This window comes from Streptomyces sp. NPDC060184 (assembly GCF_042728795.1).
Classification (GTDB): domain Bacteria; phylum Actinomycetota; class Actinomycetes; order Streptomycetales; family Streptomycetaceae; genus Streptomyces.
Genome location: NZ_JBHWYX010000028.1, coordinates 24,720 through 47,165, shown reverse-complemented (window position 1 = coordinate 47,165; position 22,446 = coordinate 24,720). Strand labels below are relative to the sequence as shown.

Genomic DNA, 22,446 nt, shown 5'->3' with positions numbered 1-22,446 from the left:
TAGGGCTCGCTTACAGGGGCGCGTGCAAGACTCTCCGGCGATGGACATGTCGAGGACGTATTTTCGGACCGCGCGCGCGGCGCTCTTCACCGCGCTCGTCGTCACGCTGTCCTCGGCGTCCCACGTCCTGCTCTCCCAAGAAGCCCTGCCGGTGACCGCGCTGGCGCTGACGGCGGGCCTGGTGTTCGCCGCCGCCTGGGCGCTGGCGGGGCGGGAGCGCGGCTTCGGGGCGATAGCGGGGCTGCTGGTCCCGCTGGAGCTCGCCGCCGACACCGTCTTCACCACCGGGCAGCAGCTCTGCTACGGCGCGGCGGGCGGCCCGGTGGCCGGTCCGCTGCGCTCCCTCGGGTTCGACGTGCTCTGCGGCGGCCACGGAGTGGGCGCGCCGCTGGCGCGGGTGGCCCGGGTCGGCCGCCCCGCCGCCGCCTCCGTCCTGGAGCTGCCGCTGTCCCCGGGGCCGACGGTCCCCTGGCTGCTGCTCGCCGCGCACGTGACGGTCGGGCTGCTCGCCGCGGCCTGGCTGCGCCGCGGCGAGTCCGCGCTCGCCGCCCTGCTGCGGGCGGCGGCAGCCTTCGCGTTCCGCCCGCTGCTGGTCGCGGCGGCGGTGGCCGGCGCCTCCCGGCGGCCGGTGCGCGAGGCCGCGCGGCCGGTGGGCCGCCGCCCGCCCGTCGCCGCCCGGCCGCTCTTCACGCACTCCGTGGGCCGGAGAGGGCCGCCGCTGCCGGTCTGATCCCGGTACGGCATTCCCCCCCCCATCCCATTCCACGGAGAACGATCATGAGCAACCGCAACAGTCAGGCGAACAAGGCAGCGGCCCGCGAGCGGCTGCGCGCGGAGCGCGAGCGGCAGGCCAAGAAGGACAAGGCCCGCAAGCAGATCATCGTCGGCGTCTCGATCGTCGCGGTGCTGGCGATAGCCGGCGGTGTCGCCTACGGCGTCAACGAGCTGAACAAGCCGGACGCCTGGGAGGCGGCGGGCGACGCCAAGGTGACCGCCCCGAAGAACACCACCGGCACCAACGGCACGACCGTCGTGATCGGTGAGTCCTCCGCGAAGAAGACGCTGGAGATGTACGAGGACTCCCGCTGCCCGATCTGCGCCCAGTTCGAGCAGACCGTCGGCTCGACGGTCACCAAGGACGTCGCGGACGGCAAGTACAAGATCAAGTACGTCGGTGCCACCTTCATCGACAACAGCGACAACGGCGAGGGCTCCAAGAACGCCCTCAGCGCCCTCGGCGCGGCCCTCAACGTCAGCCCCGAGGCGTTCCTCCAGTACAAGACGGCGCTGTACTCGGCGAAGTACCACCCCGACGAGACCGAGGACAAGTTCGCCAAGGACAGCTACCTCATCGAGGTCGCGGACTCGGTGGACGCGCTCAAGGGCAACAAGGCGTTCCAGAAGGACGTCAACGACGGCACCTACGACGCCTGGGCCGTGAAGATGTCCAAGACCTTCGACTCCAGCGGGGTCACCGGCACGCCGACCCTGAAGATGGACGGCAAGAACGTCACCGGCGAGGGCAGCGACAGCGCGCCCATGACGGTCGCCGACTTCACCACGGCGATCGACGCGGCGCTCAAGGGCTGACGCACCGGCTCGCGGCTCCCCCGGACGGGCGGGCGGACACCTCCCGGTGACCGCCCGCCCGTCCCGCTTCCCACCGCCAGGACGCCTCCCGGCCCCCGGGCCCGGCACGGCCCGTCGGGTTCTGGCCACGACCGGCGCCCCGGTCATGTGTCCCGGAGGTCACGGCCGGGGGCCCCTTTGCGGACACACCGCCCGCGGCGTCGACGGCCGGGTTACGAAGAGGCTTCGAGGGCGTACGCGGTGAGGCCCCCGCCCGCCCGGAAAACCCACCCGCCCCACGGCGAACAGGCCGGAAGAACACTCCCCCAGGCATGACATGCACACGTAATCTCCCGGCGGAGCGGGCGGGGAAATCCCTCGCCCGCGCGTCCTTGAGGAGTCCCTGTGCGCGCTCTCTTCCCGACCTCCCCCCACGTGCGTCGCCGCCTGCTCGCCACCGCCGCCCTGGCCGGAACCCTGGCCCTGACCCCGGTGTCCGCCTCCCCGGTCAACGCCTCCGGCGCCGCCGCCGCGGGGGCCGCCTCCTGCGCCGACGACACGACGTCCGCCCTCGCCCGCCAGGCCCGCCCGGGAGCGGGCGCCACGGCACACGAGCCCAACGCCGTCAGCACGGCCGCGGCGCAGACGATGGACGCGGACCTGCGCACCAGACTCGCCCAGCGCCGCTCGGCCGGGGTCACCGCGCTGGCGGCCGGCGCCTCGATACCGGTGTACTTCCACGTCATCCACTCGGGCACCACCGGGAAACTGTCGGCGAGCGCCATCAGCGCCCAGATGAGCGTGCTCAACAGCGCGTACTCCGGAGCCGGTACGGGCAACACCGCCACCGGCTTCAGCTTCACCCTGGCGGGCACGGACTACACCGACAACGCCACCTGGTACAACGTGGGCTCCGGTTCCAGCGCCGAGAGGGCGATGAAGAGCGCCCTGCGCAAGGGCGGGGCCAACGCCCTCAACATCTACACCGCCAACCTCGGCGGCGGCCTCCTCGGCTGGGCGACCTTCCCGAGCTCCTACAGCTCCAGCCCGAGCATGGACGGCGTGGTGATCCTCGACACCTCGCTGCCGGGCGGCGCCGCCACCCACTACGACGAGGGCGACACCGCCACCCACGAGGTCGGCCACTGGATGGGGCTCTACCACACCTTCCAGGGCGGCTGCAACGGAAACGGGGACTACGTCGCCGACACCCCGGCCGAGAAGACCGAGGCCTACGAGTGCCCGACCGGACGGGACACCTGCACCAACAAGACCGGGGTCGACCCGATCCACAACTTCATGGACTACACGTACGACTCCTGCATGTACCAGTTCACCCCCGGCCAGGTGCAGCGCATGAGCGACAGCTGGACCGCCTACCGCGGCTGAGCCGCCCCGCCGGCCGCCCCCGCCCCCCGGGCCGTTTCCGCGGCCCGGGGGGCGCGGTACGTCAGAGGGTCGCCAGGAAGCCCAGCGCGACCTTCCACGCCAGCTCGGCCGCCTTCTCGTCGTAGTCGGGCAGCCCCTCGTCGGTGAAGAGGTGTCCGGCGCCGGGGTAGCGGTAGATCTCCACGTCCGCCCCGGCCCGCCGCATCTCCAGGTACCAGCTGTTCAGCCAGTCGTGCGTCTCCGAGGCGTCCGGGTCGGCGACGTGCAGCTGGACAGGGAGCTCGTCCGTGCTCGCGTTCTCCGCGAGGTCCGAGGTGCCGTGGAAGAGGAGCAGCCCGCGCGCCTTCTCGTCGCCGAGGGCGAGGGTCTGCGCGACGGCCGCGCCCAGCGAGAAGCCCGCGTAGACCAGGCCCTGCTCCGAGTAGGGCGCGGCGGCCAGGACCGCCCGCTTGAGCAGCTCGTCCTTGCCCAGCTCCTCCCGGTACGCCTGCGCCTCCGCCTGCGTTTCAAAGGTGTGCCCCTCGAACAGATCGGGCACGCGCACCTCATGGCCGGCTGCTCGGAGCCGGTCGGCAGCGGCGTGCACCGCGGGCCGGAGCCCGTAGGTCGAGTGGAAAAGCATGATGTTCATGCCGCCCATGGTGCCAGCTGCCACCCCGACCCCGGAGGACACGAGGATGGAGAACGTGCTGCGCCCGCTGCTGATCGTCGGCGGTTCGGTGGCGATCACCCTGCTGGCCGGCTGGCTGGTGGACTTCGCTCTGCGGCGGGCCGACGTCCGGCACCCGGACACGCCGCTGTGGGGGCTGCTGCGCCGCTGCCGGCCACCCCTCCAGGTGGTGATCTGCGCGGCCCTGCTGCGCGGGACCTTCGCCCATCTGCGCCTGGAGCTGGTGCGCGACCACCGGGACGCGATCGGCCAGGTGCTGAGCCTGGTCCTGATCGGCGCCTCGGCCTGGCTGGTGGTCCGGGTGGCGGCGACCGTCGTGGAGTCCAGTTACGCGCGGTACGCGACCTCCACCCGCGATCCCGCCCGGGTCCGCCGTGTGCGTACCCAGGTGACGCTGATCCAGCGGGTGGTCATCGCCGTGGTGACCACGGTCGCGGTCGCCGCGATGCTCCTCACCTTCCCGGCGATGCAGACCGTCGGCACCTCGATGCTGGCCTCGGCCGGTGTGCTCGGCATCGTCGCCGGTGTCGCCGCCCAGTCCACCCTCGGCAACGTCTTCGCCGGGTTCCAGATCGCCTTCGGCGACATGGTGCGCCTCGGCGACACCGTGGTGGTGGACGGGGAGTGGGGCACGGTGGAGGAGATCACGCTGACCTTCCTCGCCGTCCGCACCTGGGACGAGCGCCGGATCACCATGCCGGTGTCGTACTTCACCAGCCGCCCGTTCGAGAACTGGTCGCGCGGCGGGGTCCAGATGACCGGCACGGTCTACTTCCACCTGGACCACGCGGCGCCGATGGCCGCGATGCGGGACAAGATGCGCGACATCCTCGGCGAGTGCGGGGCCTGGGACGGCCGGACCTGGTCGCTCGCGGTGACGGACACCACCCCGACCACCATCCAGGTGCGCGCGGTGGTCACGGCGAAGGACGCCGACGACATCTGGACGGTCCGGTGCGCGGTGCGCGAGCAGCTGATCGCCTGGCTCCGGGACCACCATCCGTACGCCCTGCCCCGCGTCGCCACGGCCCCCGCCACGCTCGTGGCGGCCGACCAGTGGCCGGAGCTGACCTCCCGTACGGCCGCGTCCGTCCGCCGCGACGGCAAGCAGCCGTCCCCTCACCCGGCCCCGCACACCGGCCGCGGCTGACCGGCCAGGGCTGACCGGTCGCGGCTGACCGGTCCGGGCGCACCGGGCCACCGGCGGCTCAGCGCAGGCTGCGCACGTCCAGGAAGCGCAGCACCCGGTCGACCACCTCCGGGTCGGAACCCGTCTCGCTGCGGGCGGCGAGCACCTCGTGGCGGGCGGCCGACAGCAGCTCCCGCTGGATGCGGCTGACCTCCTTGAACCGCTTCGCCCGCTGGGCGTACGCGTCGCGGCGTTCGTCGTCCACCATGTCGGGGCTGATGCGCGCCCCGATGTCGTAGGCGGCGCGCTGGAGCCGCTCCAGCACCTCCTCCGGGAACTCCTCCACCTGCTGGATCTCCTTCAGCCGCGCCCGGGCCGCCTTCGCGGCACGGATCGCGAGGCGCTTCTCCAGCTCCCGTTCGGCGTCGGTGTCGGCCCGGACGCCGAGCCGGCGCACCAGCCAGGGCAGGGTGAGCCCCTGGAAGACGAGGGTCGCCATGATGACCGCGAAGGCGATGAAGACGATCTCGTCGCGGCCCGGGAACGGCTCGCCGTCGTCGGTGTTCAGCGGCACGGCGAGGGCCAGCGCGACGGAGGCCACCCCGCGCATCCCGGCCCACCACATGACGACCGTCTCCCGCCAGCTGGTCGGGATCTCCTCGCTCACGTCGCGCCGGGTGTGCAGCTTTTTGGCGAGCCAGGTCGCGGGCAGCAGCCAGAGCAGCCGTACGCCGACGACCACGGCGACGATCGCGAGCCCCCAGCCCACCATCCGCCACTCCCGCCCGTCGGCGGTGCCGAAGACGTTGTGGAGCTCCAGCCCGATGAGCCCGAAGGCGATCCCGGTGACCAGGGTGTCGACGATGTCCCAGAAGGTGCGCCCGGTGAGCCGGCCCAGCACGTCGTCCGCGTCGGCGGTGTGCTCGGCGAGGAAGAGCGCGGTGGTGAGCACCGCGAGGACCCCGGAGCCCATCAGCTCCTCGGACAGGACGTAGGCGACGAAGGGCACGAGGAGGGTGAGGCCGACCTGGAGCGTGGCGTCCCCGAGGAGCCCCATCAGCTTGATGGTGAGCCAGCCGAGCGCGAACCCGACCGCCACGGCGACCGCCGCCGACAGGAGCAGCAGTCCGAAGGCCTCCGGGAGAGAGAAGGTGCCGGACACCGCCGCCGCGACGGCCACGTGGTAGAGCACGATGGCGGTCACGTCGTTGAAGAGGCCCTCGCCCTCCAGGATGGAGACCAGCCGCCGGGGCAGCCCGAGCGAGCCGGCGACGGCCGTGGCGGCCACCGGGTCGGGCGGCGCGACGAGCGCGCCGAGCGCCACCGCGGCGGCGAGGGGCAGTCCGGGCACGACGGCGTCGGCGACGGCCGCGACCGCCGCCGTCGTCACGAAGACCAGGGCGACCGCGAGCAGGAAGATCGGCCGTTTGTTGGCCGCGAACTGCCGCCAGGAGGTGCGCTGGACGGAGGCGTAGAGCAGCGGCGGCAGCAGCGCGGGGAGGATGATCTCCGGCGGAATGTCGACATTGGGCACGAAGGGCAGGAAGGCCATCCCCACCCCGATGAGCGTCATCAGCACCGGGGCCGGCAGCCCCAGCCGCTCCCCCACCGGCACCGTGATCACGGCTCCCAGCAGGAGCAGCAGGAGCAGGGCCATCTGGTCCACGTGGAGCGCCTTCCGCAGCGTGCGTGCAGAGCTCCCGCCCGGCGCGGCCGGGCGGGAGCTCCACCCTGTCACGCCGGGTACGCGAGGAGTCGTGACACCCCCTGCGCGGCGCGGGCCGGGGCTACTTCTCCGCGAGGGTGCGGCGCATGGCGCGGTGCGCTATCCCCGCGTCCTGGAACTCGGGGCCGTACACCTGGTAGCCGAGGCGCTCGTAGAAGCCGAGGGCGTGGGTCTGGGCGTGCAGGTCGACGGCGGCCAGGCCGAGCGCCCGTGCCTCGTCCTCCACCGCGCGGACCAGTGCGGCGCCGACCCCGAGGCCGCGGGCCGAGGCGGCGACGGCGAGCCGGCCCAGCGAGCCGACGGTGAGGTCGCCGCCGGTCTTCCCGGCCGCCGCCTCGCCGTGCAGCAGCCGGCCGGTACCGAGCGCCGTGCCGTCCTCGGTGACCGCGATGACGTGCACCGTGGTGGCCTCGGGCCGGTCGTACGCGTCGTACTCCAGGTCCTCGGGCACTCCCTGCTCGCCGACGAAGACCTCCTTGCGGACCTGGAAGCAGGCCGCGCGGTCCGTCTCGTCGCGCGTGCGCCGGGCGGTGTACGGGGTGGTGCCGGTGCTCATTCGCTCTCCGCGGCGATCGTGTCGAGGGCCTTCTGCAGGTCGGCCGGGTAGGAGCTGGCGAACTCGACCCAGCTGCCGTCCGAGGGGTGTTCGAAGCCGAGCCGGACGGCGTGCAGCCACTGCCGGGTCAGGCCGAGGCGCTTGGCCATGGTGGGGTCCGCGCCGTAGGTGAGGTCGCCGACGCAGGGGTGGCGGTGGGCGGACATGTGCACGCGGATCTGGTGCGTGCGGCCCGTCTCCAGCTTGATGTCGAGCAGGCTCGCGGCGCGGTACGCCTCGATGAGGTCGTAGTGCGTCACGGAGGGCTTGCCCTCCTGGATCACGGCCCACTTGTAGTCGTGGTTCGGGTGGCGGCCGATGGGGGCGTCGATGGTGCCGCTCATCGGGTCCGGGTGGCCCTGCACCAGCGCGTGGTACTTCTTCTCCACGACGCGGTCGCGGAACTGCGCCTTGAGCAGGGTGTACGCGCGCTCGGACTTGGCCACCACCATCAGCCCGGAGGTGCCCACGTCGAGCCGGTGCACGATGCCCTGGCGCTCGGCGGCCCCCGAGGTGGAGATGCGGTACCCGGCCGCGGCGAGGCCACCGATGACGGTGGTGCCGGTCCAGCCGGGGCTGGGGTGGGCGGCGACGCCGACCGGCTTCACGATGACGACGATGTCGTCGTCGTCGTGGACGATCTCCATGCCCTCGACGGGCTCGGCGACGATCTGGACCGGGGGGGCCGCCTGCGGCATCTCGACCTCCATCCAGGCACCGCCCTGGACCCGGTCGGACTTCCCGGCGACCGATCCGTCCACCTGCACCTTTCCGGCGGCGGCCAGCTCGGCGGCCTTGGTGCGGGAGAACCCGAACATCCGGGAGATGGCGGCGTCGACGCGCTCGCCCTCCAGGCCGTCGGGCACGGGCAGGGTTCGGATCTCGGGGTGCGTACTCACCTGGTCGAGTATGCCTTGCGGCCACCGGTGCTGTGACCGGCGATCTTCCCCGGCCGTATCCCGCCCCCGGTGGACGCCGGCCGGGGAGGCGCGCGGAGGTGCTCAGTCCTTGTGGACGGTGCCGTCCGGGTCCAGTCCCCGGAAGGAGAGGAGCACGATGAGGATGCCTCCGCAGACGATCGCGGAGTCGGCCAGGTTGAAGACCGCGAAGTGCGCCGGTGAGATGAAGTCCACCACCGCGCCCTTGAAGACGCCCGGCGCGCGGAAGAGGCGGTCGGTGAGGTTGCCGAGCGCCCCTCCGAGGAGCAGGCCGAGGGCGATCGCCCAGGGGAGGCTGCGGAGCTTGCGGGCGAGCCGGATGATGACGACGATCACAGCCGCGGCGATGACGGTGAAGACCACCGTGAACGCCTCGCCCATGGAGAAGGCGGCGCCGGGGTTGCGGACCGCCTCCAGCTTCAGCCAGTCGCCGATGATCTCGACGGAGTCGTGGTGCTCCAGCTTCGCGACCACGAGCGTCTTGCTGATCAGGTCGAGGAGGTACGCCACGACGGCCACGGTGAAGAGCGCGACGAGCCGCCGCCTGCCCTTGCCCGCGACGGCGGTGGCGCCGCCCTCCGGCGCCCCGGTCTCCTCGGGCGCCGCGGTGGTGCCGTCGGCCGCGCCCGGGGCGGTGCCGTCGGCGGGCGTGAGGGGCCCGGCCTCGCCGGCCCCTCCGGCGTCGGGGGTGTCCGGCGTTTCGATGGTGCGCTCCGCCTCTGCCACGTGAATCCTCAACCTGGTCGTGTCCGGTACCGGACGCCCGGCCGCCCGGCGGGGGCGGCCAAGCACGGCCTTGGTGCCGATTGAGGACGAGGGTACGACACGGAGCGCCCCGGGGGGTCAGCCGCGTCTCTCCTGCTTCTGCTTGTCCTCCACGCAGAGGGTGGCGCGGGGGAACGCCTGCATGCGGGCCTTGCCGATGGGTTTGCCGCAGACCTCGCAGAGGCCGTAGGTCCCGGCGTCCATGCGGGCCAGGGCGCGTTCGGTCTGCTCCAGGGTCTCCTGGGCGTGGGCGGCGAGCGAGAGCTCGTGCTCGCGGGTGATGTTCTTCGTACCGGTGTCGGCCTCGTCGTCTCCGGCCCCGTCGCCGGAGTCGCGCATCAGCCCGGCGAGTGCCGCGCCGGACGCCTCCAGCTCGGTGCGGAGCCGGGTGGCCTCGCCGGTGAGTTCGGCGCGCGCCTCGGCGACCTCCTCCGGCGTCCAGGGGTCCTCCCCCGGCCGGACGGCCAGCTCCCCGGGTGCGGTCGCCACGCGTGCCGGGGGCACCGCGGTCGCGCTCGGTCCGCCGGACGCCGCCCGGGCCGCGGTCTTCTTGGCTGCCACCGTCTGCTCTCCTGTCTGCCGGGCGGCGTCGGCCGCCTCCGTGGCCGCTGGTACGGCCTTCTTCGCCGTGCTCGTGCGTGCCGCGCTCTTCTTCGCGGGGGTCTTCCCGGTGACGGTCTTCTTCGCGGCGGCCTTCTTCGCCGGCTTCTTCCCGGCCGCGGCCTTTCCGGTCGCCGTCTTCGCCGCGGCGGCCTTCTTCGCGACCGCCTTCGCCTCCGTCGCGCCGTGGCCGCCCCCGGGCTCCGTGCCGCTCCCCTCGCCCGTCCGGTCGTCCGCCGCGTCCTCGGGATCCGCTGACGCGGTCGTCCGGTCGACGGTCTTCTTCGCCACCATGGGCGCGGCCCCTTCACCTAGGGTGATCCTGCTCGCGGATCGTGCTGGGACGATAAATCGACCCATGACCCGCGGCAACGGGGCACGCCGCCCTGCCACCCCTCCCCGCACCCGGACACGGCCCGCCTGCATCCGTTGTGCCCAGCTCCCCGCCGGGTATTCCGCCGCGCGGCCAAGCCGCGCGTTCCGCGGGCGCCCGGCACGCCATTCGGGTCAGCGCCGGGGCCGGGGGCGCCCGGCGCAAAACCGGTCGGACTCCTCGTCCCCGGCCCCGTACACTGGGCGCAGCGAGAGGCATGGATGGGACGAGTAGCGTCGTACGCAGCCCAGAGCGACCCGGGGTCGGTGGAAGCCCGGGGGCGAGCGCGTCGTGAAGATCACCCCGGAGCCGTCGGAAGAACGCCGCAGGCAGGCAAGTAGACCCGGCATCGCACCCCAATGAGGGGGCACGGGCCCGCGCCCGGGCCAAGGAGGGTGGTACCGCGGGAGCCCAGCGCTCTCGTCCCTCCGACGGAAGTGGGAAGACGTCCGCCGGAGGAAACCCGAACATGACATCGCCGCAGTACCGCCCGGTCCCCGCTCAGGTCGACCTGCCCGCGCTGGAGCACGCCGTGCTCGACTTCTGGCGCGAGGGCAAGGTCTTCGCCAAGAGCCTCGAACAGTCCGAGGGCCACCCCGAGTGGGTCTTCTACGAGGGCCCGCCGACCGCCAACGGCATGCCCGGCGCCCACCACATCGAAGCCCGCGTCTTCAAGGACGTCTTTCCGCGTTTCCGCACGATGCAGGGCTACCACGTCGGCCGGAAGGCAGGCTGGGACTGCCACGGCCTGCCGGTCGAGCTCGCGGTCGAGAAGGAGCTGGGCTTCAGCGGCAAGAAGGACATCGAGGCGTACGGCATCGCCGAGTTCAACGCCAAGTGCCGCGAGTCCGTGACCCGCCACACCGACGCCTTCTCCGACCTGACGACCCGCATGGGGTACTGGGTCGACATGGACGACGCGTACCGGACCATGGACCCGGAGTACGTCGACTCCGTCTGGTGGTCGCTGAAGAAGATCTTCGACAAGGACCTGCTGGTCCAGTCGCACCGCGTCGCCCCGTGGTGCCCGCGCTGCGGCACCGGCCTCTCCGACCACGAGCTGGCGCAGGGGTACGAGACGGTCGTCGACCCGTCGGTCTTCGTCCGCTTCCCGCTGACCTCCGGCCCGCTGGCCGGCCAGGCGGCGCTGCTGGTCTGGACGACGACCCCGTGGACGCTGGTCTCCAACACCGCCGTCGCCGCCCACCCCGAGGTCGAGTACGTCGTGGCGACGGACGGCGAGGAGCGTCTCGTCGTGGCGCGCCCGCTGGTCGGGAAGGCGCTCGGCGAGGGCTGGGAGCTCACCGGCCAGTCCTTCACCGGCCGGGAGATGGAGCGCTGGACCTACGAGCGCCCCTTCGACCTGGTCGAGTTCCCCGCCGAGGCGCACTTCGTCGTCAACGCCGAGTACGTCACCACCGAGGACGGTACGGGTCTGGTCCACCAGTCCCCCGCGTTCGGCGCCGACGACCTCCTGGTCTGCAAGGCGTACGGTCTGCCGGTGGTCAACCCGGTGCGCCCGGACGGCACGTTCGAGGAGAACCTGCCGCTGGTCGGCGGGGTCTTCTTCAAGAAGGCCGACGAGACCCTGACCGAGGACCTGGCCGCCCGCGGCAAGCTCTTCCGCCACGTCCCGTACGAGCACAGCTACCCGCACTGCTGGCGCTGCCACACCGCGCTGCTCTACTACGCGCAGCCGTCCTGGTACATCCGCACCACCGCCGTCAAGGACCGGCTCCTCGCCGAGAACGAGAAGACCAACTGGTTCCCGGACTCGGTGAAGAACGGACGCTTCGGCGACTGGCTGCACAACAACGTCGACTGGGCGCTCTCCCGCAACCGCTACTGGGGCACCCCGCTGCCCATCTGGCGCTGCGAGGACGGCCACCTGACCTGCGTCGGCTCCCGCGCCGAGCTGTCCGAGCTCACCGGCAGCGACCAGTCGGCCCTCGACCCGCACCGGCCGTTCGTCGACGCGGTCACGTTCACCTGCACCGAGGCGAACTGCCAGTTGGAGGCGTACCGCGTCCCCGAGGTCATCGACGCCTGGTACGACTCGGGTTCGATGCCGTTCGCGCAGTGGGGCTACCCGTACCAGAACAAGGAGGTCTTCGAGAGCCGCTACCCGGCGCAGTTCATCTCGGAGGCCATCGACCAGACGCGTGGCTGGTTCTACACGCTGATGGCGGTCGGCACCCTCGTCTTCGACCAGTCCTCCTACGAGAACGTGGTCTGCCTCGGCCACATCCTCGCCGAGGACGGCCGGAAGATGTCCAAGCACCTGGGCAACACCCTCGACCCGATCCCGCTGATGGACCAGCACGGCGCCGACGCGGTGCGCTGGTTCATGGCCGCGGGCGGTTCCCCGTGGGCGGCCCGGCGCGTCGGCCACGGCACCATCCAGGAGGTCGTGCGCAAGACGCTCCTGACGTACTGGAACACGGTCGCCTTCCAGGCGCTGTACGCCCGTACGTCCGGGTGGGCGCCCTCGGCGGCCGACCCGGCACCGGCGGACCGCACGGTCCTTGACCGCTGGCTGCTGAGTGAGCTCAACGCCCTGGTGGGCCAGGTGACCACCGCGCTGGACGGCTTCGACACCCAGCGGGCGGGCAAGCTGCTCTCCTCGTTCGTCGACGACCTGTCCAACTGGTACGTCCGCCGCTCGCGCCGCCGCTTCTGGCAGGGCGACAAGGCCGCGCTGCGCACGCTGCACGAGGTCGTCGAGACCGTGACCCGCCTGATGGCCCCGCTGACCCCGTTCATCACCGAGCGGGTGTGGCAGGACCTGGTGGTCCCGGTGACGCCGGACGCCCCCGAGTCGGTGCACCTCTCCTCCTGGCCGGTTGCCGACGCCTCGGCGGTCGACCCCGAGCTCTCCACCCAGATGGCGCTGGTGCGCCGGCTGGTGGAGCTCGGCCGGGCCACCCGCGCCGAGTCGGGCGTGAAGACCCGTCAGCCGCTCTCCCGCGCGCTGGTCGCGGCGGCCGGCTTCGAGACGCTCTCCGCCGAACTGCACGCGCAGATCACCGAGGAGCTGAACGTCTCCTCGCTGGCCTCCCTCTCCGAGGTGGGCGGCTCGCTGGTCGACACCACGGCGAAGGCCAACTTCCGTGCGCTGGGCAAGCGTTTCGGCAAGGGCGTGCAGGCGGTGGCCAAGGCGGTCGCGAACACCGACGCCGCCGCGCTGTCGCAGGCCCTGCGCGAGGGCACCGCGTCGGTCGAGGTGGACGGCGAGACGGTCTCGCTGACGCCGGACGAGGTCATCATCACGGAGACCCCGCGCGAGGGCTGGTCGGTGGCGTCCGACTCCGGTGCCACGGTCGCCCTGGACCTGGAGATCACCCCGGAGCTGCGCCGCGCGGGCCTCGCCCGTGACGCGATCCGGCTGATCCAGGAGGCCCGCAAGAACAGCGGCCTGGACGTGGCGGACCGGATCGCGGTGCGCTGGACCTCCGACGAGGCCGCCACGGTGGAGGCGCTCACCGAGCACGCCTCGCTGATCGCGGACGAGGTGCTCGCCCTGGACTACGGCCGGGGCGACGCGGACGACTCGTACGGCACCCCGTTCGAGGACGAGGGCCTGGGCCTGAGCTTCCGCCTCCGCAAGCACTGACCGGCACGTACCTTCCGAAGGCCCGGCGGATCTTCCGCCGGGCCTTCGGCGTTCCCGGACGGCCGGTCGGGAGCTCCGGCAACTCCTGTCCCACTACAGGGTGATTCGCACGTATCCGAGTTGATTTCACCCAACTCCGGGGCGCTTCCGTCCGTTTCGCGATGCCGACCGGAAGCCGCCGCCCCGCCGCCGGTACGCGAAAAGGGCCGGGCCCCGGGGAGATCCCCGGGGCCCGGCCCTCAGCCTGCCGACGGCTACGCGCTCAGCGAGCGCGAGCCGGTCAGTTGTCGTCCTCGTCGATGAGGAAGCCGCGCATCGGCGACGGAGCCTGCTGCATCGGCTGCGGCGCCTGCGGCCGTACCGGTGCCATCGGCTGCGTCATCGCGGGCGACATCTGCTGCTGCCCACCGAACGACGGCCCGGGGCCCATGGACGGGTTGCCGCCCATCGACGGTCCGCCGTGGTTGCCGGAGCCCATGCCGTGGCCCATCGCACCGGCACCGGCCGGAGCCAGCGAGGGCGACGGCGGCAGCGACGCGGCGGCGGGAGTGCGCGGCGGGGCCAGCGAGTCGTCGGCCTGGGTCTCCAGCTGACGCAGCTGGCTCTCCAGGTACGACTTCAGGCGGGTGCGGTACTCGCGCTCGAAGCCGCGCAGGTCCTCGACCTTGCGCTCCAGCGTCGCGCGGGCCGACTCCAGCGAGCCCATCGCCACGCGGTGCTTCTCCTGCGCGTCCCGCTCCAGCGCGTCGGCCTTCGCCCGCGCGTCGCGCTCCAGACCCTCGGCGCGGCTGCGCGCCTCGCCGACGATCTTGTTGGCCTCGGAACGGGCCTCCGCGATCGCCTGGTCGGCGGTCTGCTGAGCCAGCGACAGGACACGGGCGGCACTGTCGCCGCCGGGTCCCTGACCGGGCTGCTGCATCTGCTGCATCGGCTGCTGCATCTGCTGCATGGGCTGCATCTGCTGGTGCATCTGCTGCGGGGCGTGACCCATGGGGCCACCCATGGGACCGCCCATCGGACCGCCCTGCATCGGGCCGGGGCCGTGCTGACCCTGCGGACCGGGGCCCTGCTGACCCTGCTGGGGGCCGTGACCGCTGGGACCGGCGGGCAGCTGCGGCGGACCCATCTGCGGGGGCTGCTGCTGGACCGGCGGACCCGATATGGCGGCGGGCACGGGAGCCCCGGGCCTCTCCTGCTGCTGCTCCGGAGGCTTGCGCATGGCCTGCTGCTGCTGGTTCTGCGCGGCGGCACGCGTCGCGGCGGCCAGCTTGGCGCGCAGGTCCTCGTTCTCGCGGAGCAGTCGGGTCAGCTCGGATTCGACCTCGTCGAGGAAGGCATCGACCTCGTCCTCGTCATAGCCTTCTCGGAGGCGGACGGTCGTGAACTGCTTGTTCCGCACGTCCTCGGGGGTCAGCGGCATCTCTTCTTCACCTCTACGTAGTCGTCGGCAGTCGGCAAGACCGTATCGTTCACACGCTGCTCGCAATGTTGCCCAAGAGGGTGAGCAGGATGTAGACGATGATCATCAGAACGAAGAAGGACAGGTCGAGTGCCACGCCCCCGAGACGCAGCGGCGGAATCAACCGCCGCAGGAGCTTGAGCGGTGGATCGGTGACAGTGTAGGTGGCCTCAAGAACGACCACCATCGGCTTGCCCGGCTGCCATGAACGCGCGAACTGGAAGACGTAGTCCATGACCAGCCGGAAGATCAGCACGATGAGGAAACACATCAGCGCGATGTAGACCACATCGAGTGCGACGCCCATGACCGCGCTTCCCTCTCCCCTGGCTCTCGTAAGCTCCGGCCTCTCGGCCGGGTTGTTCCCGTGTCGCGTTCTCAGCTCTGGTTGAAGAACCCGCCCTCTGCGATGCGGGCCTTGTCCTCCGCCGTGACATCGACGTTAGCAGGCGACAACAGGAACACCTTCTGCGTCACGCGCTCAATGCTGCCATGAAGTCCGAAGACGAGTCCCGCGGCAAAGTCGACAAGTCGCTTTGCATCCGTGTCGTCCATCTCCGTGAGGTTCATGATCACCGGAGTGCCCTCGCGGAAGTGTTCCCCGATGGTACGGGCCTCGTTGTAGGTCCGGGGGTGCAGCGTGGTGATGCGGTACGGCTCCCGCTCGGAGACGACCTTGGGCATGATCACGGGTGCGTTCTTCTCCAGGTTGGGGCGCTCAGGTGTGATGGATGCCACGGGTGCGATCCGGGCGGGTCGCACGCTGTCCGCGGGGAGCTGAACCGGCTCGCGCGGCGCGGGGGGTTGCACCACTCGTACCGGTTCGTCCCGTTCGCGCTCCCGCTCCACCTGATGCGCGGGCTGATGCCTGCGCCGGTCCCGCTCGGGCTCCGGCTCGGGTTCGAATTCATCGTCGGGGTCGAACCCCGGACCGTCGTACCCATCGTCCTCCACGAGGCCGAGGTAGACCGCCATCTTGCGCATCGCGCCGGCCATGCTCCGAGTCCTCCGCTCTGTGGTGGATCGGCAATCGTCACCAAGTGCCAGCGATCCACGGTGGTCTGCCCCGTAATGAGCGGGAATGACCATATTTTCTGCTGTGGTCCGACCTGCTTCGCGACGTTACCCGAGCCGGGGTCGGACTCCGAGTACCGCAGTACCGACGCGCACATGTGTCGCTCCGGCCGCCACGGCGTCCTCAAGATCCGAACTCATCCCCGCGGAAACCATGTTCGCAGCCGGATGGTCCGCGCGCAGCCGGGATGAGATTTCCATCAGCCGCTCGAAGGCGGCCCGTTGCCGTCCCGCGTACGGACCGGCGAGCGGAGCGACCGTCATCAGTCCGTCGAGCCGGAGTCCGGGTGCCGCCGCCACCGCGTCGGCCAGCGCTTCCACACCCTCGGGCGCGACGCCGCCCCGGTCGCCGCGCTCGCCGTTCCCGGCATCGAGGGCGACCTGGATCAGGCAGCCGAGTTCAGTCTCCCGCTCTCCGGCCGCAGCCGTGGAGAGTGCGGAAACGAGCTTGATCCGGTCGATCGACTGCACGACATCGGCATAACGCGTCACCGAACGAACCTTGTTGGTCTGAAGTTGACCGACAAAGTGCCAAGTGAGCGACAGGTCCGAGCAGTCCGCGGCCTTCGGGGCGGCGTCCTGGTCGCGGTTCTCGGCCACCTGACGCACACCGAGTCCGTGCAGGATCCGCACGTCGCTCGCGGGGTAGGTCTTGGTGACCACGATGAGGGTGACCTCGTCCCGCGGCCGGCCGGCCGCGGCACAGGCGGAGGCGATACGTTCCTCCACCCGCGCCAGGTTGTCGGCGAGTTCCGTGCTGCGGTCCGTCATGCCTTGTCCTCGTCGTCCTGGTCGAGGTGATCGTCCAGCCAGACGTATCCGGCGAGCCTTCCGGTGGTGCGGTCGCGCCGGTACGAGAAGTGGTCGTCCGACTCCCGCGTGCAGAAGGGCGAACGCCGCGCGTCGCGCACGCCGAGGGCGTGGAGCTGGGAGTGGACTCCGGCGACGACGTCGACCGCCGGGGTTCCCCACCGGGTCTCGGCCCGGGCGGCGGGGACGGTCCCGGCGACCTCGTCCCGCAGGGCGGCCGGGACTTCGTAGCATCCGCCGCAGACCGCCGGTCCGGTGCGGGCGACGATCCGGGAGGCTTCGGCGCCGAGGGCGAGCATCGCCCGCACGGCTGCGGGGACGACTCCGGCGACGAGCCCGGGGCGGCCGGCGTGTGCCGCCGCGACGACCCCGGCGACCGGGTCGGCCATCAGGACCGGGACGCAGTCGGCGGTGAGCACCGCCAGCGGCAGCCCCCGACGGGTGGTCACCAGCGCGTCCACCGCGGGGATCTCGCGGCCCGGGCCCCACGGCCCGTCGACCACGGCGACCTCGCGGCCGTGCACCTGGTTCATCCAGACGACCCGCTCCGGGTCGAGCCCCAGGGAGCCGGCCGCACGGGCCCTGTTCGCGACCACGGCGGCGGGGTCGTCTCCGACCGCGCCGCCGAGGTTCAGGGACTCGTACGGGGCGGCGCTCACTCCGCCCCACCGGTCGGTGAAGGCGAAGTGGGCGCCGGCGATGCCGGACGTGTCCGCTGCGGGTTCTGCTGTCTCCGCGGTCCCCGCGAGGTGCGCGGGGACCACGTCGTGCCGGTCTATCACTTCAGGAAGTCCGGTACGTCCAGCTCTTCGGCCTGGGTGTCCTGGTAGGGACGGGCCGTCGGAACGTGCGGCGGGGAGACCGGCGGCAGCGAGATGTCGTTCGCGACCGGCGTGGCCTCGACCGGGGCCGGGGCCTCCTCGCGCGGCGGTACGGAACCGAGTCCGGCCGAGTGGCGGACCGGCTCGGGCCGGGCCGGCGGGGCGGGCTCCTCGCGCTTGGCCGAAGCGGCGCCGATCACGTTCTCTCGGCGGGCCGGCGGCTGGCCGCCGTCGAAGCCCGCGGCGATCACGGTGACCCGCACCTCGTCGCCCAGCGCGTCGTCGATGACCGCGCCGAAGATGATGTTCGCCTCCGGGTGCGCCGCCTCGCTCACCAGCTGGGCGGCCTCGTTGATCTCGAAGAGACCGAGGTCGCTGCCGCCGGAGATGGAGAGCAGCACGCCGCGGGCGCCGTCGATGGACGCCTCCAGGAGGGGCGAGGAGATCGCCATCTCGGCCGCCGCCACCGCGCGGTCGTCGCCGCGGGCCGAACCGATGCCCATGAGCGCCGAACCGGCCTCGGACATGACCGACTTGACGTCGGCGAAGTCGAGGTTGATGAGGCCGGGCGTGGTGATGAGGTCGGTGATGCCCTGGACACCCGAGAGCAGTACCTGGTCGGCCGACTTGAACGCGTCGAGCACGCTCACCTGGCGGTCCGAGATGGACAGCAGCCGGTCGTTGGGGATGACGATGAGGGTGTCGACCTCTTCGCGGAGTTCGGCGATGCCGTCCTCCGCCTGGTTCGCGCGCCGACGGCCCTCGAAGGTGAACGGGCGGGTGACCACACCGATCGTCAGGGCACCCAGCGAGCGGGCGATGTTGGCGACGACGGGTGCGCCGCCGGTGCCGGTGCCGCCGCCCTCTCCTGCGGTGACGAAGACCATGTCGGCCCCCTTGAGGACCTCCTCGATCTCTTCACGGTGGTCCTCTGCCGCCTTGCGACCGACTGCCGGGTTGGCCCCGGCGCCGAGTCCCCGGGTGAGTTCGCGGCCGACGTCGAGCTTGACGTCGGCGTCGCTCATCAACAGCGCTTGCGCGTCCGTGTTGATCGCGATGAACTCGACGCCCTTGAGACCGACCTCGATCATTCGGTTGATGGCATTGACACCACCGCCGCCGACACCGATGACCTTGATGACTGCGAGGTAGTTCTGCGGTGCTGCCACGTCGAAGGCCTCTCGCCTCGATTTACGTGTCGTCGCTCTGCGGTGGCCCGCCGCGACGACGGATGTCGATGGGGACGGTCCGAACGCCGACCCAAACCCTAACGCTGAAGTTTAGGGTTACCAGTGTGTCTGCTTCTTGGACTCTTCCGAACAGGACACTAAGTCGACAAGTGGCGCACGTTCAACGAACACGCCGAACCTCCCGTTTTTCTTTTCACCCTATGTGATCACCCGTAGCGATGACCAACCAGGGTGCTGGTCAGGCCAAATACCCGTCAACTGTCGGAAGACGCAGGAGCGGTGGGCGCACTCACGTCGAAGTGTCCCGCTTTGGGTGCCGCTTTCATCAGGGCGGTGAGGACTTTCGCCTTCACCGCGCCCTGTTCACCACTGCCCCAGACCACTTCGCGGCCCCCCGTCAGCTCCAGTGAGATCGCATCGTACGAGGTCACCCGCACGACCTCGGTGTCCCGGGCGACGGCGGCGGGGAGGTCGCCGACGACCCCGACCGCCTCCAGCAACAGACGGTCACCGCCGAAACGGCGCAGACTCGCGGAACGATCGGGTTTCAATTCCAGCAGCGGAACACCCTTGGGCGCTTTGTCCACGCTTGCGAACCGCACACCCTCGGAGTCCACTTCGGTGAACTTTGCGCCCTTTTTCACCAGGAGGACCGGCTTTCGCTCGGTCACCTCGATATCGATTCCGTGCGGCCAGGAACGCGTGACGTCCACGGTGTCGATACGGGGGAGCTTCCGGCGCAACCGCCGCTCCAGGGAATCGGTGTCCACACCGATCAGCGGCGAGCCGACCGGAGCCGCCGCCGCCGCTTCCACCTCGGCCGGGGAGAGGACGTCCGTCCCGCCGACCCCGACCTCCTCCAGCCGGAGCCAGGAGGAGCCCCAGAGCGCCCACGCCAGGCCCCCGGCGAGCAGGGCGGCCCCGGCCGCGCCGAGGACGAGGTTCCTGCGGCGGGCGGACCCGCCCCGTCCGGGTCCGGCGTGCGGCGCGCGCGCCGGAGTGTCCGCCTGCTGCCCTGAACCGCGCTGGGCGGTCGTCGGTCCGGCCACGCTCGCTCCTTCGCCGGGCCCGGGGTGCACGCCCCGGGCCCGCCCCGCCTCACGCCTGACGGCGTGCGGCAATCGCCTCGTACACCATGCCGACGAGCAGGTCGTCGGCGTCGCGGCGGCCGAACTCGGCGGCGGCACGCGACATTTCGTACAGTCGGTGCGGATCGGACAGCACCGGAAGGACGTTGGCCTGCACCCACTCGGGAGTGAGGGCCGCGTCGTCGATCAGCAGGCCGCCGCCGGCGTTGACCACCGGCTGGGCGTTGAGCCGCTGTTCGCCGTTGCCGATCGGCAGCGGGACGTACGCGGCGGGGAGCCCGACGGCGGAGAGTTCGGCCACGGTCATCGCGCCCGCGCGGCAGAGCATCATGTCGGCCGCCGCGTACGCGAGGTCCATCCGGTCCACGTACGGTACCGGGATGTAGGGCGGCATACCGGGCATGTTGTCGATACGCGGCAATTCGTTCTTCGGGCCGACCACGTGCAGGATCTGGATGCCCGAGCGCTGGAGCAGCGGCGCGACCCGCTGGACCACCTCGTTGAGGTGGCGGGCGCCCTGCGAACCGCCGGAGACCAGCAGGGTGGGCAGGTTGGGGTCGAGCTGGAAGGCGGCGCGCGCCTCCGGGCGGACCCGGGCCCGGTCCAGGGTGGCGATGGTGCGGCGCAGCGGGATGCCGATGTAGCGGGCGCCGCGCAGCTTGCTGTCGGGGGTGGAGACGGCGACGCCGTGGGCGTACCGGGACCCGATCTTGTTGGCGAGGCCGGGGCGGGCGTTGGCCTCGTGGACGACGATCGGCACTCCGGCGCGCTTGGCGGCGAGGTAGCCGGGCAGCGCGACGTAACCGCCGAAGCCGACCACGCAGTCGGCCTTGGTGCGTTCCAGGACCTGCTCGGCGGCCTTGATGGTGCCGCGCAGCCGGCCCGGGACGGTGATCAGCTCCGGTGTGGGTTTACGGGGCAGCGGTACGGCCGGGATGAGCGCCAGGTCGTACCCCCGCTCGGGTACGAGCCTGGTCTCCAGGCCGCGTTCCGTGCCGAGGGCGGTGATGCCCACGGTCGGGTCCTGCCTGCGCAGGGCGTCTGCGAGGGCAAGCGCGGGCTCGATGTGGCCGGCGGTCCCCCCGCCGGCGAGTACGACATGCACCGAAATTCACCGCTCTCCGGACGGACGCTTCTTGACGCGCCGTCTCATCGTCTTCCATCTCACCCCGGGCCTCCGCATGGCCAGGGCCGCTTGCGCACCGGGCTGCTCCCGCGCGAAGGCGATCATCAGCCCGACCGCGAACATGGTCGGCAGCAGGGCCGACCCCCCGTAGGAGAACAGCGGGAGCGGGACTCCGGCGATCGGCAGCAGGCCGAGCACCGCACCGATGTTGATCACAGCCTGCGCGGTGATCCAGGTCGTCACACCTCCCGCGGCGTACCTCACGAAGGGGTCCTCCGTGCGTCCGGCCACGCGGATACCCGCATAGCCTAGAGCCGCGAAGAGGGCGAGCACCGACAGAGTCCCCGCCAGACCCAGTTCCTCGCCGGTGATGGCGAAGATGAAGTCGGTGTGGGGTTCGGGCAGTTGTCCCCATTTTTCCACGCTCGCACCGAGTCCCGATCCGAACCAGCCACCGGACGCGAGGGCGTAGATTCCGTGCGCGGCCTGCCAGCAGCCGCCCGCGGCGTCCGGCTCGCTGACCCCGACGCAGGCGAGCCGGGACATGCGGTTCGGGTTGGTCTTGATCAGCAGGACGGCGATGGCCCCGGCGAAGCCGAGCACGCCGACGAAGAGCCGGGTGGGCGCACCGGCGAGCCAGAGCAGGCCGAAGAGGATCGCGGTGAGGATGATCGCGGTGCCCATGTCGCCGCCGAGCATGATCAGGCCGAGCAGCATGAAGGCGACGGGCACCATCGGGACCAGCATGTGCTTCCACTGGGTGAGCAGCCGCTTGTCCTGTTTGCGGGCGAGCAGGTCGGCTCCCCACAGCACGAGGGCCAGCTTGCCGAACTCGCTGGGCTGGAGCTGGAACGGTCCGCCGATGTAGAGCCAGTTCCGGTTGCCGTTGACCGACATCCCTATGCCGGGGACCTGGACCAGGGCCATCAGGAAGACCGTGCCGAGCAGCATCGGGTAGGCGAGCCCGCGGTGGAGTTTGACCGGCATGCGGGCGGCCAGCAGCATCAGGCCGGCTCCGATGACGGCGGCCAGGAACTGCTTGCGGAAGAAGTAGGTGCTCGGCTTGGCGAGTTCCAGCGCCTTGATCATGGAGGCGCTGTAGACCATCACGAGGCCCAGCACGATGATCAGCAGGCTGGAGCCGAGGATGACGTAGTACGCCGTCAGGGGGCGGTCCCAGGCCCGCCGTGCCTGCTCGTAGGCGCGGCGCACCCCGCCGCCGCGCGGGCCCCCGGGGGCGGGGGCGGAGCGGGCCGGCGGGCGGGAGGGCGCGGGGCCGCGTCCGGTGCCCGCGGCGAGCCGTCCGCGCAGGGCCAGTCCGGGGTGGGTCGGTACCCCGTCCGGTGGACCGGACCGGGCCGGCAGGGCGGCCGGGGCGAACGGCCGGGTACGGAAGGCGCCGGTCCTCGTCGCGTGCGCCCGCGCGCGGACCCGTCCTCGGGCGTCGGGACCCTCATCGGCCGGCATAGTCGCTGTCCCCTCCGCTGATCGTGCCCGGGGCGGCGACGGCC

At 71.6% G+C, this 22,446-nt stretch carries 20 protein-coding genes; 5 read left to right on the top strand and 15 right to left on the bottom strand.

Annotation, left to right across the window (positions count from 1 at the left end; genetic code table 11):
- Window positions 1-40: 40 nt before the first annotated feature.
- From ACFWEE_RS19670 to ACFWEE_RS19660, 3 genes are all read left to right on the top strand, one after another.
- On the top strand, window positions 41-730 hold the full coding sequence (locus ACFWEE_RS19670) for a hypothetical protein (protein WP_386890661.1): 690 nt from the start codon (window positions 41-43) through the stop codon (window positions 728-730).
- 47 nt (window positions 731-777) lie between these two features.
- Complete coding sequence (locus tag ACFWEE_RS19665) at window positions 778-1,590, top strand: thioredoxin domain-containing protein (RefSeq protein ID WP_386890659.1); 813 nt, start codon at window positions 778-780, stop codon at window positions 1,588-1,590.
- Between the two features lie 384 nt (window positions 1,591-1,974).
- Window positions 1,975-2,958 (top strand): zinc metalloprotease, encoded by a 984-nt coding sequence (locus tag ACFWEE_RS19660; RefSeq protein ID WP_386890657.1) that lies wholly within the window; start codon window positions 1,975-1,977, stop codon window positions 2,956-2,958.
- Between the two features lie 61 nt (window positions 2,959-3,019).
- Here ACFWEE_RS19660 and ACFWEE_RS19655 read toward each other — a convergent pair whose 3' ends face one another.
- Complete coding sequence (locus ACFWEE_RS19655) at window positions 3,020-3,598, bottom strand: dienelactone hydrolase family protein (RefSeq protein ID WP_386890743.1); 579 nt, start codon at window positions 3,596-3,598, stop codon at window positions 3,020-3,022.
- Between the two features lie 37 nt (window positions 3,599-3,635).
- Here ACFWEE_RS19655 and ACFWEE_RS19650 point away from each other — a divergent pair, with 37 nt between their 5' ends.
- Window positions 3,636-4,778: a mechanosensitive ion channel family protein gene (locus ACFWEE_RS19650; RefSeq protein ID WP_386890655.1), complete on the top strand. Its 1,143-nt coding sequence runs from the start codon at window positions 3,636-3,638 to the stop codon at window positions 4,776-4,778.
- Window positions 4,779-4,836: 58 nt separating this feature from the next.
- Here the strand turns inward: ACFWEE_RS19650 and ACFWEE_RS19645 are convergent, their stop codons facing one another.
- From ACFWEE_RS19645 to ACFWEE_RS19625, 5 genes are all read right to left on the bottom strand, one after another.
- Window positions 4,837-6,423: a Na+/H+ antiporter gene (locus tag ACFWEE_RS19645; RefSeq protein ID WP_386890654.1), complete on the bottom strand. Its 1,587-nt coding sequence runs from the start codon at window positions 6,421-6,423 to the stop codon at window positions 4,837-4,839.
- Window positions 6,424-6,544: 121 nt separating this feature from the next.
- Window positions 6,545-7,039, bottom strand: a complete 495-nt coding sequence (locus ACFWEE_RS19640; protein WP_386890652.1) for a GNAT family N-acetyltransferase — start codon at window positions 7,037-7,039, stop codon at window positions 6,545-6,547.
- Window positions 7,036-7,977 carry an RluA family pseudouridine synthase gene (locus ACFWEE_RS19635; protein WP_266703356.1) on the bottom strand — a complete coding sequence of 314 codons (942 nt, stop codon included), beginning with the start codon at window positions 7,975-7,977 and terminating at the stop codon, window positions 7,036-7,038. The genes ACFWEE_RS19640 and ACFWEE_RS19635 overlap by 4 nt, the downstream gene beginning before the upstream one ends.
- 102 nt (window positions 7,978-8,079) lie before the next feature.
- Window positions 8,080-8,742, bottom strand: coding sequence for a signal peptidase II (gene lspA / locus ACFWEE_RS19630; protein ID WP_386890651.1), 663 nt, complete (start codon window positions 8,740-8,742; stop codon window positions 8,080-8,082).
- A 117-nt stretch (window positions 8,743-8,859) separates the two neighbouring features.
- Window positions 8,860-9,675 carry a TraR/DksA family transcriptional regulator gene (locus ACFWEE_RS19625; RefSeq protein ID WP_386890649.1) on the bottom strand — a complete coding sequence of 272 codons (816 nt, stop codon included), beginning with the start codon at window positions 9,673-9,675 and terminating at the stop codon, window positions 8,860-8,862.
- 548 nt (window positions 9,676-10,223) lie between these two features.
- On the opposite strand from ACFWEE_RS19625, the gene ileS reads away from it, so the two are divergent.
- Window positions 10,224-13,367 carry an isoleucine--tRNA ligase gene (gene ileS, locus ACFWEE_RS19620; protein WP_386890647.1) on the top strand — a complete coding sequence of 1,048 codons (3,144 nt, stop codon included), beginning with the start codon at window positions 10,224-10,226 and terminating at the stop codon, window positions 13,365-13,367.
- A gap of 280 nt (window positions 13,368-13,647) precedes the next feature.
- Here ileS and ACFWEE_RS19615 read toward each other — a convergent pair whose 3' ends face one another.
- The 9 genes from ACFWEE_RS19615 to ftsW all read right to left on the bottom strand — a co-directional run bounded on the left by ACFWEE_RS19615 (window position 13,648) and on the right by ftsW (window position 22,402).
- Window positions 13,648-14,787, bottom strand: a complete 1,140-nt coding sequence (locus tag ACFWEE_RS19615; RefSeq protein WP_386890646.1) for a DivIVA domain-containing protein — start codon at window positions 14,785-14,787, stop codon at window positions 13,648-13,650.
- A gap of 49 nt (window positions 14,788-14,836) precedes the next feature.
- Window positions 14,837-15,133, bottom strand: coding sequence for a YggT family protein (locus tag ACFWEE_RS19610; protein ID WP_327175243.1), 297 nt, complete (start codon window positions 15,131-15,133; stop codon window positions 14,837-14,839).
- A gap of 71 nt (window positions 15,134-15,204) precedes the next feature.
- Window positions 15,205-15,822 carry a cell division protein SepF gene (locus ACFWEE_RS19605; protein WP_327175244.1) on the bottom strand — a complete coding sequence of 206 codons (618 nt, stop codon included), beginning with the start codon at window positions 15,820-15,822 and terminating at the stop codon, window positions 15,205-15,207.
- Between the two features lie 126 nt (window positions 15,823-15,948).
- Window positions 15,949-16,671: a YggS family pyridoxal phosphate-dependent enzyme gene (locus ACFWEE_RS19600; protein WP_386890645.1), complete on the bottom strand. Its 723-nt coding sequence runs from the start codon at window positions 16,669-16,671 to the stop codon at window positions 15,949-15,951.
- A complete protein-coding gene (gene pgeF / locus ACFWEE_RS19595) occupies window positions 16,668-17,411 on the bottom strand; it encodes a peptidoglycan editing factor PgeF (RefSeq protein ID WP_386890741.1) in 744 nt (247 codons plus the stop codon). The genes ACFWEE_RS19600 and pgeF overlap by 4 nt, the downstream gene beginning before the upstream one ends.
- A 77-nt stretch (window positions 17,412-17,488) precedes the next feature.
- Window positions 17,489-18,700, bottom strand: a complete 1,212-nt coding sequence (gene ftsZ / locus ACFWEE_RS19590) for a cell division protein FtsZ (protein WP_386890644.1) — start codon at window positions 18,698-18,700, stop codon at window positions 17,489-17,491.
- 275 nt (window positions 18,701-18,975) lie between these two features.
- Complete coding sequence (locus ACFWEE_RS19585) at window positions 18,976-19,770, bottom strand: cell division protein FtsQ/DivIB (RefSeq protein ID WP_386890643.1); 795 nt, start codon at window positions 19,768-19,770, stop codon at window positions 18,976-18,978.
- A gap of 49 nt (window positions 19,771-19,819) precedes the next feature.
- Entirely contained in the window at window positions 19,820-20,914 is a 1,095-nt protein-coding gene (gene murG / locus ACFWEE_RS19580; RefSeq protein ID WP_386890642.1) for an undecaprenyldiphospho-muramoylpentapeptide beta-N-acetylglucosaminyltransferase, read from the bottom strand.
- 6 nt (window positions 20,915-20,920) lie between these two features.
- Window positions 20,921-22,402, bottom strand: a complete 1,482-nt coding sequence (gene ftsW / locus ACFWEE_RS19575; protein WP_386890640.1) for a putative lipid II flippase FtsW — start codon at window positions 22,400-22,402, stop codon at window positions 20,921-20,923.
- Window positions 22,403-22,446 lie beyond the last annotated feature (44 nt).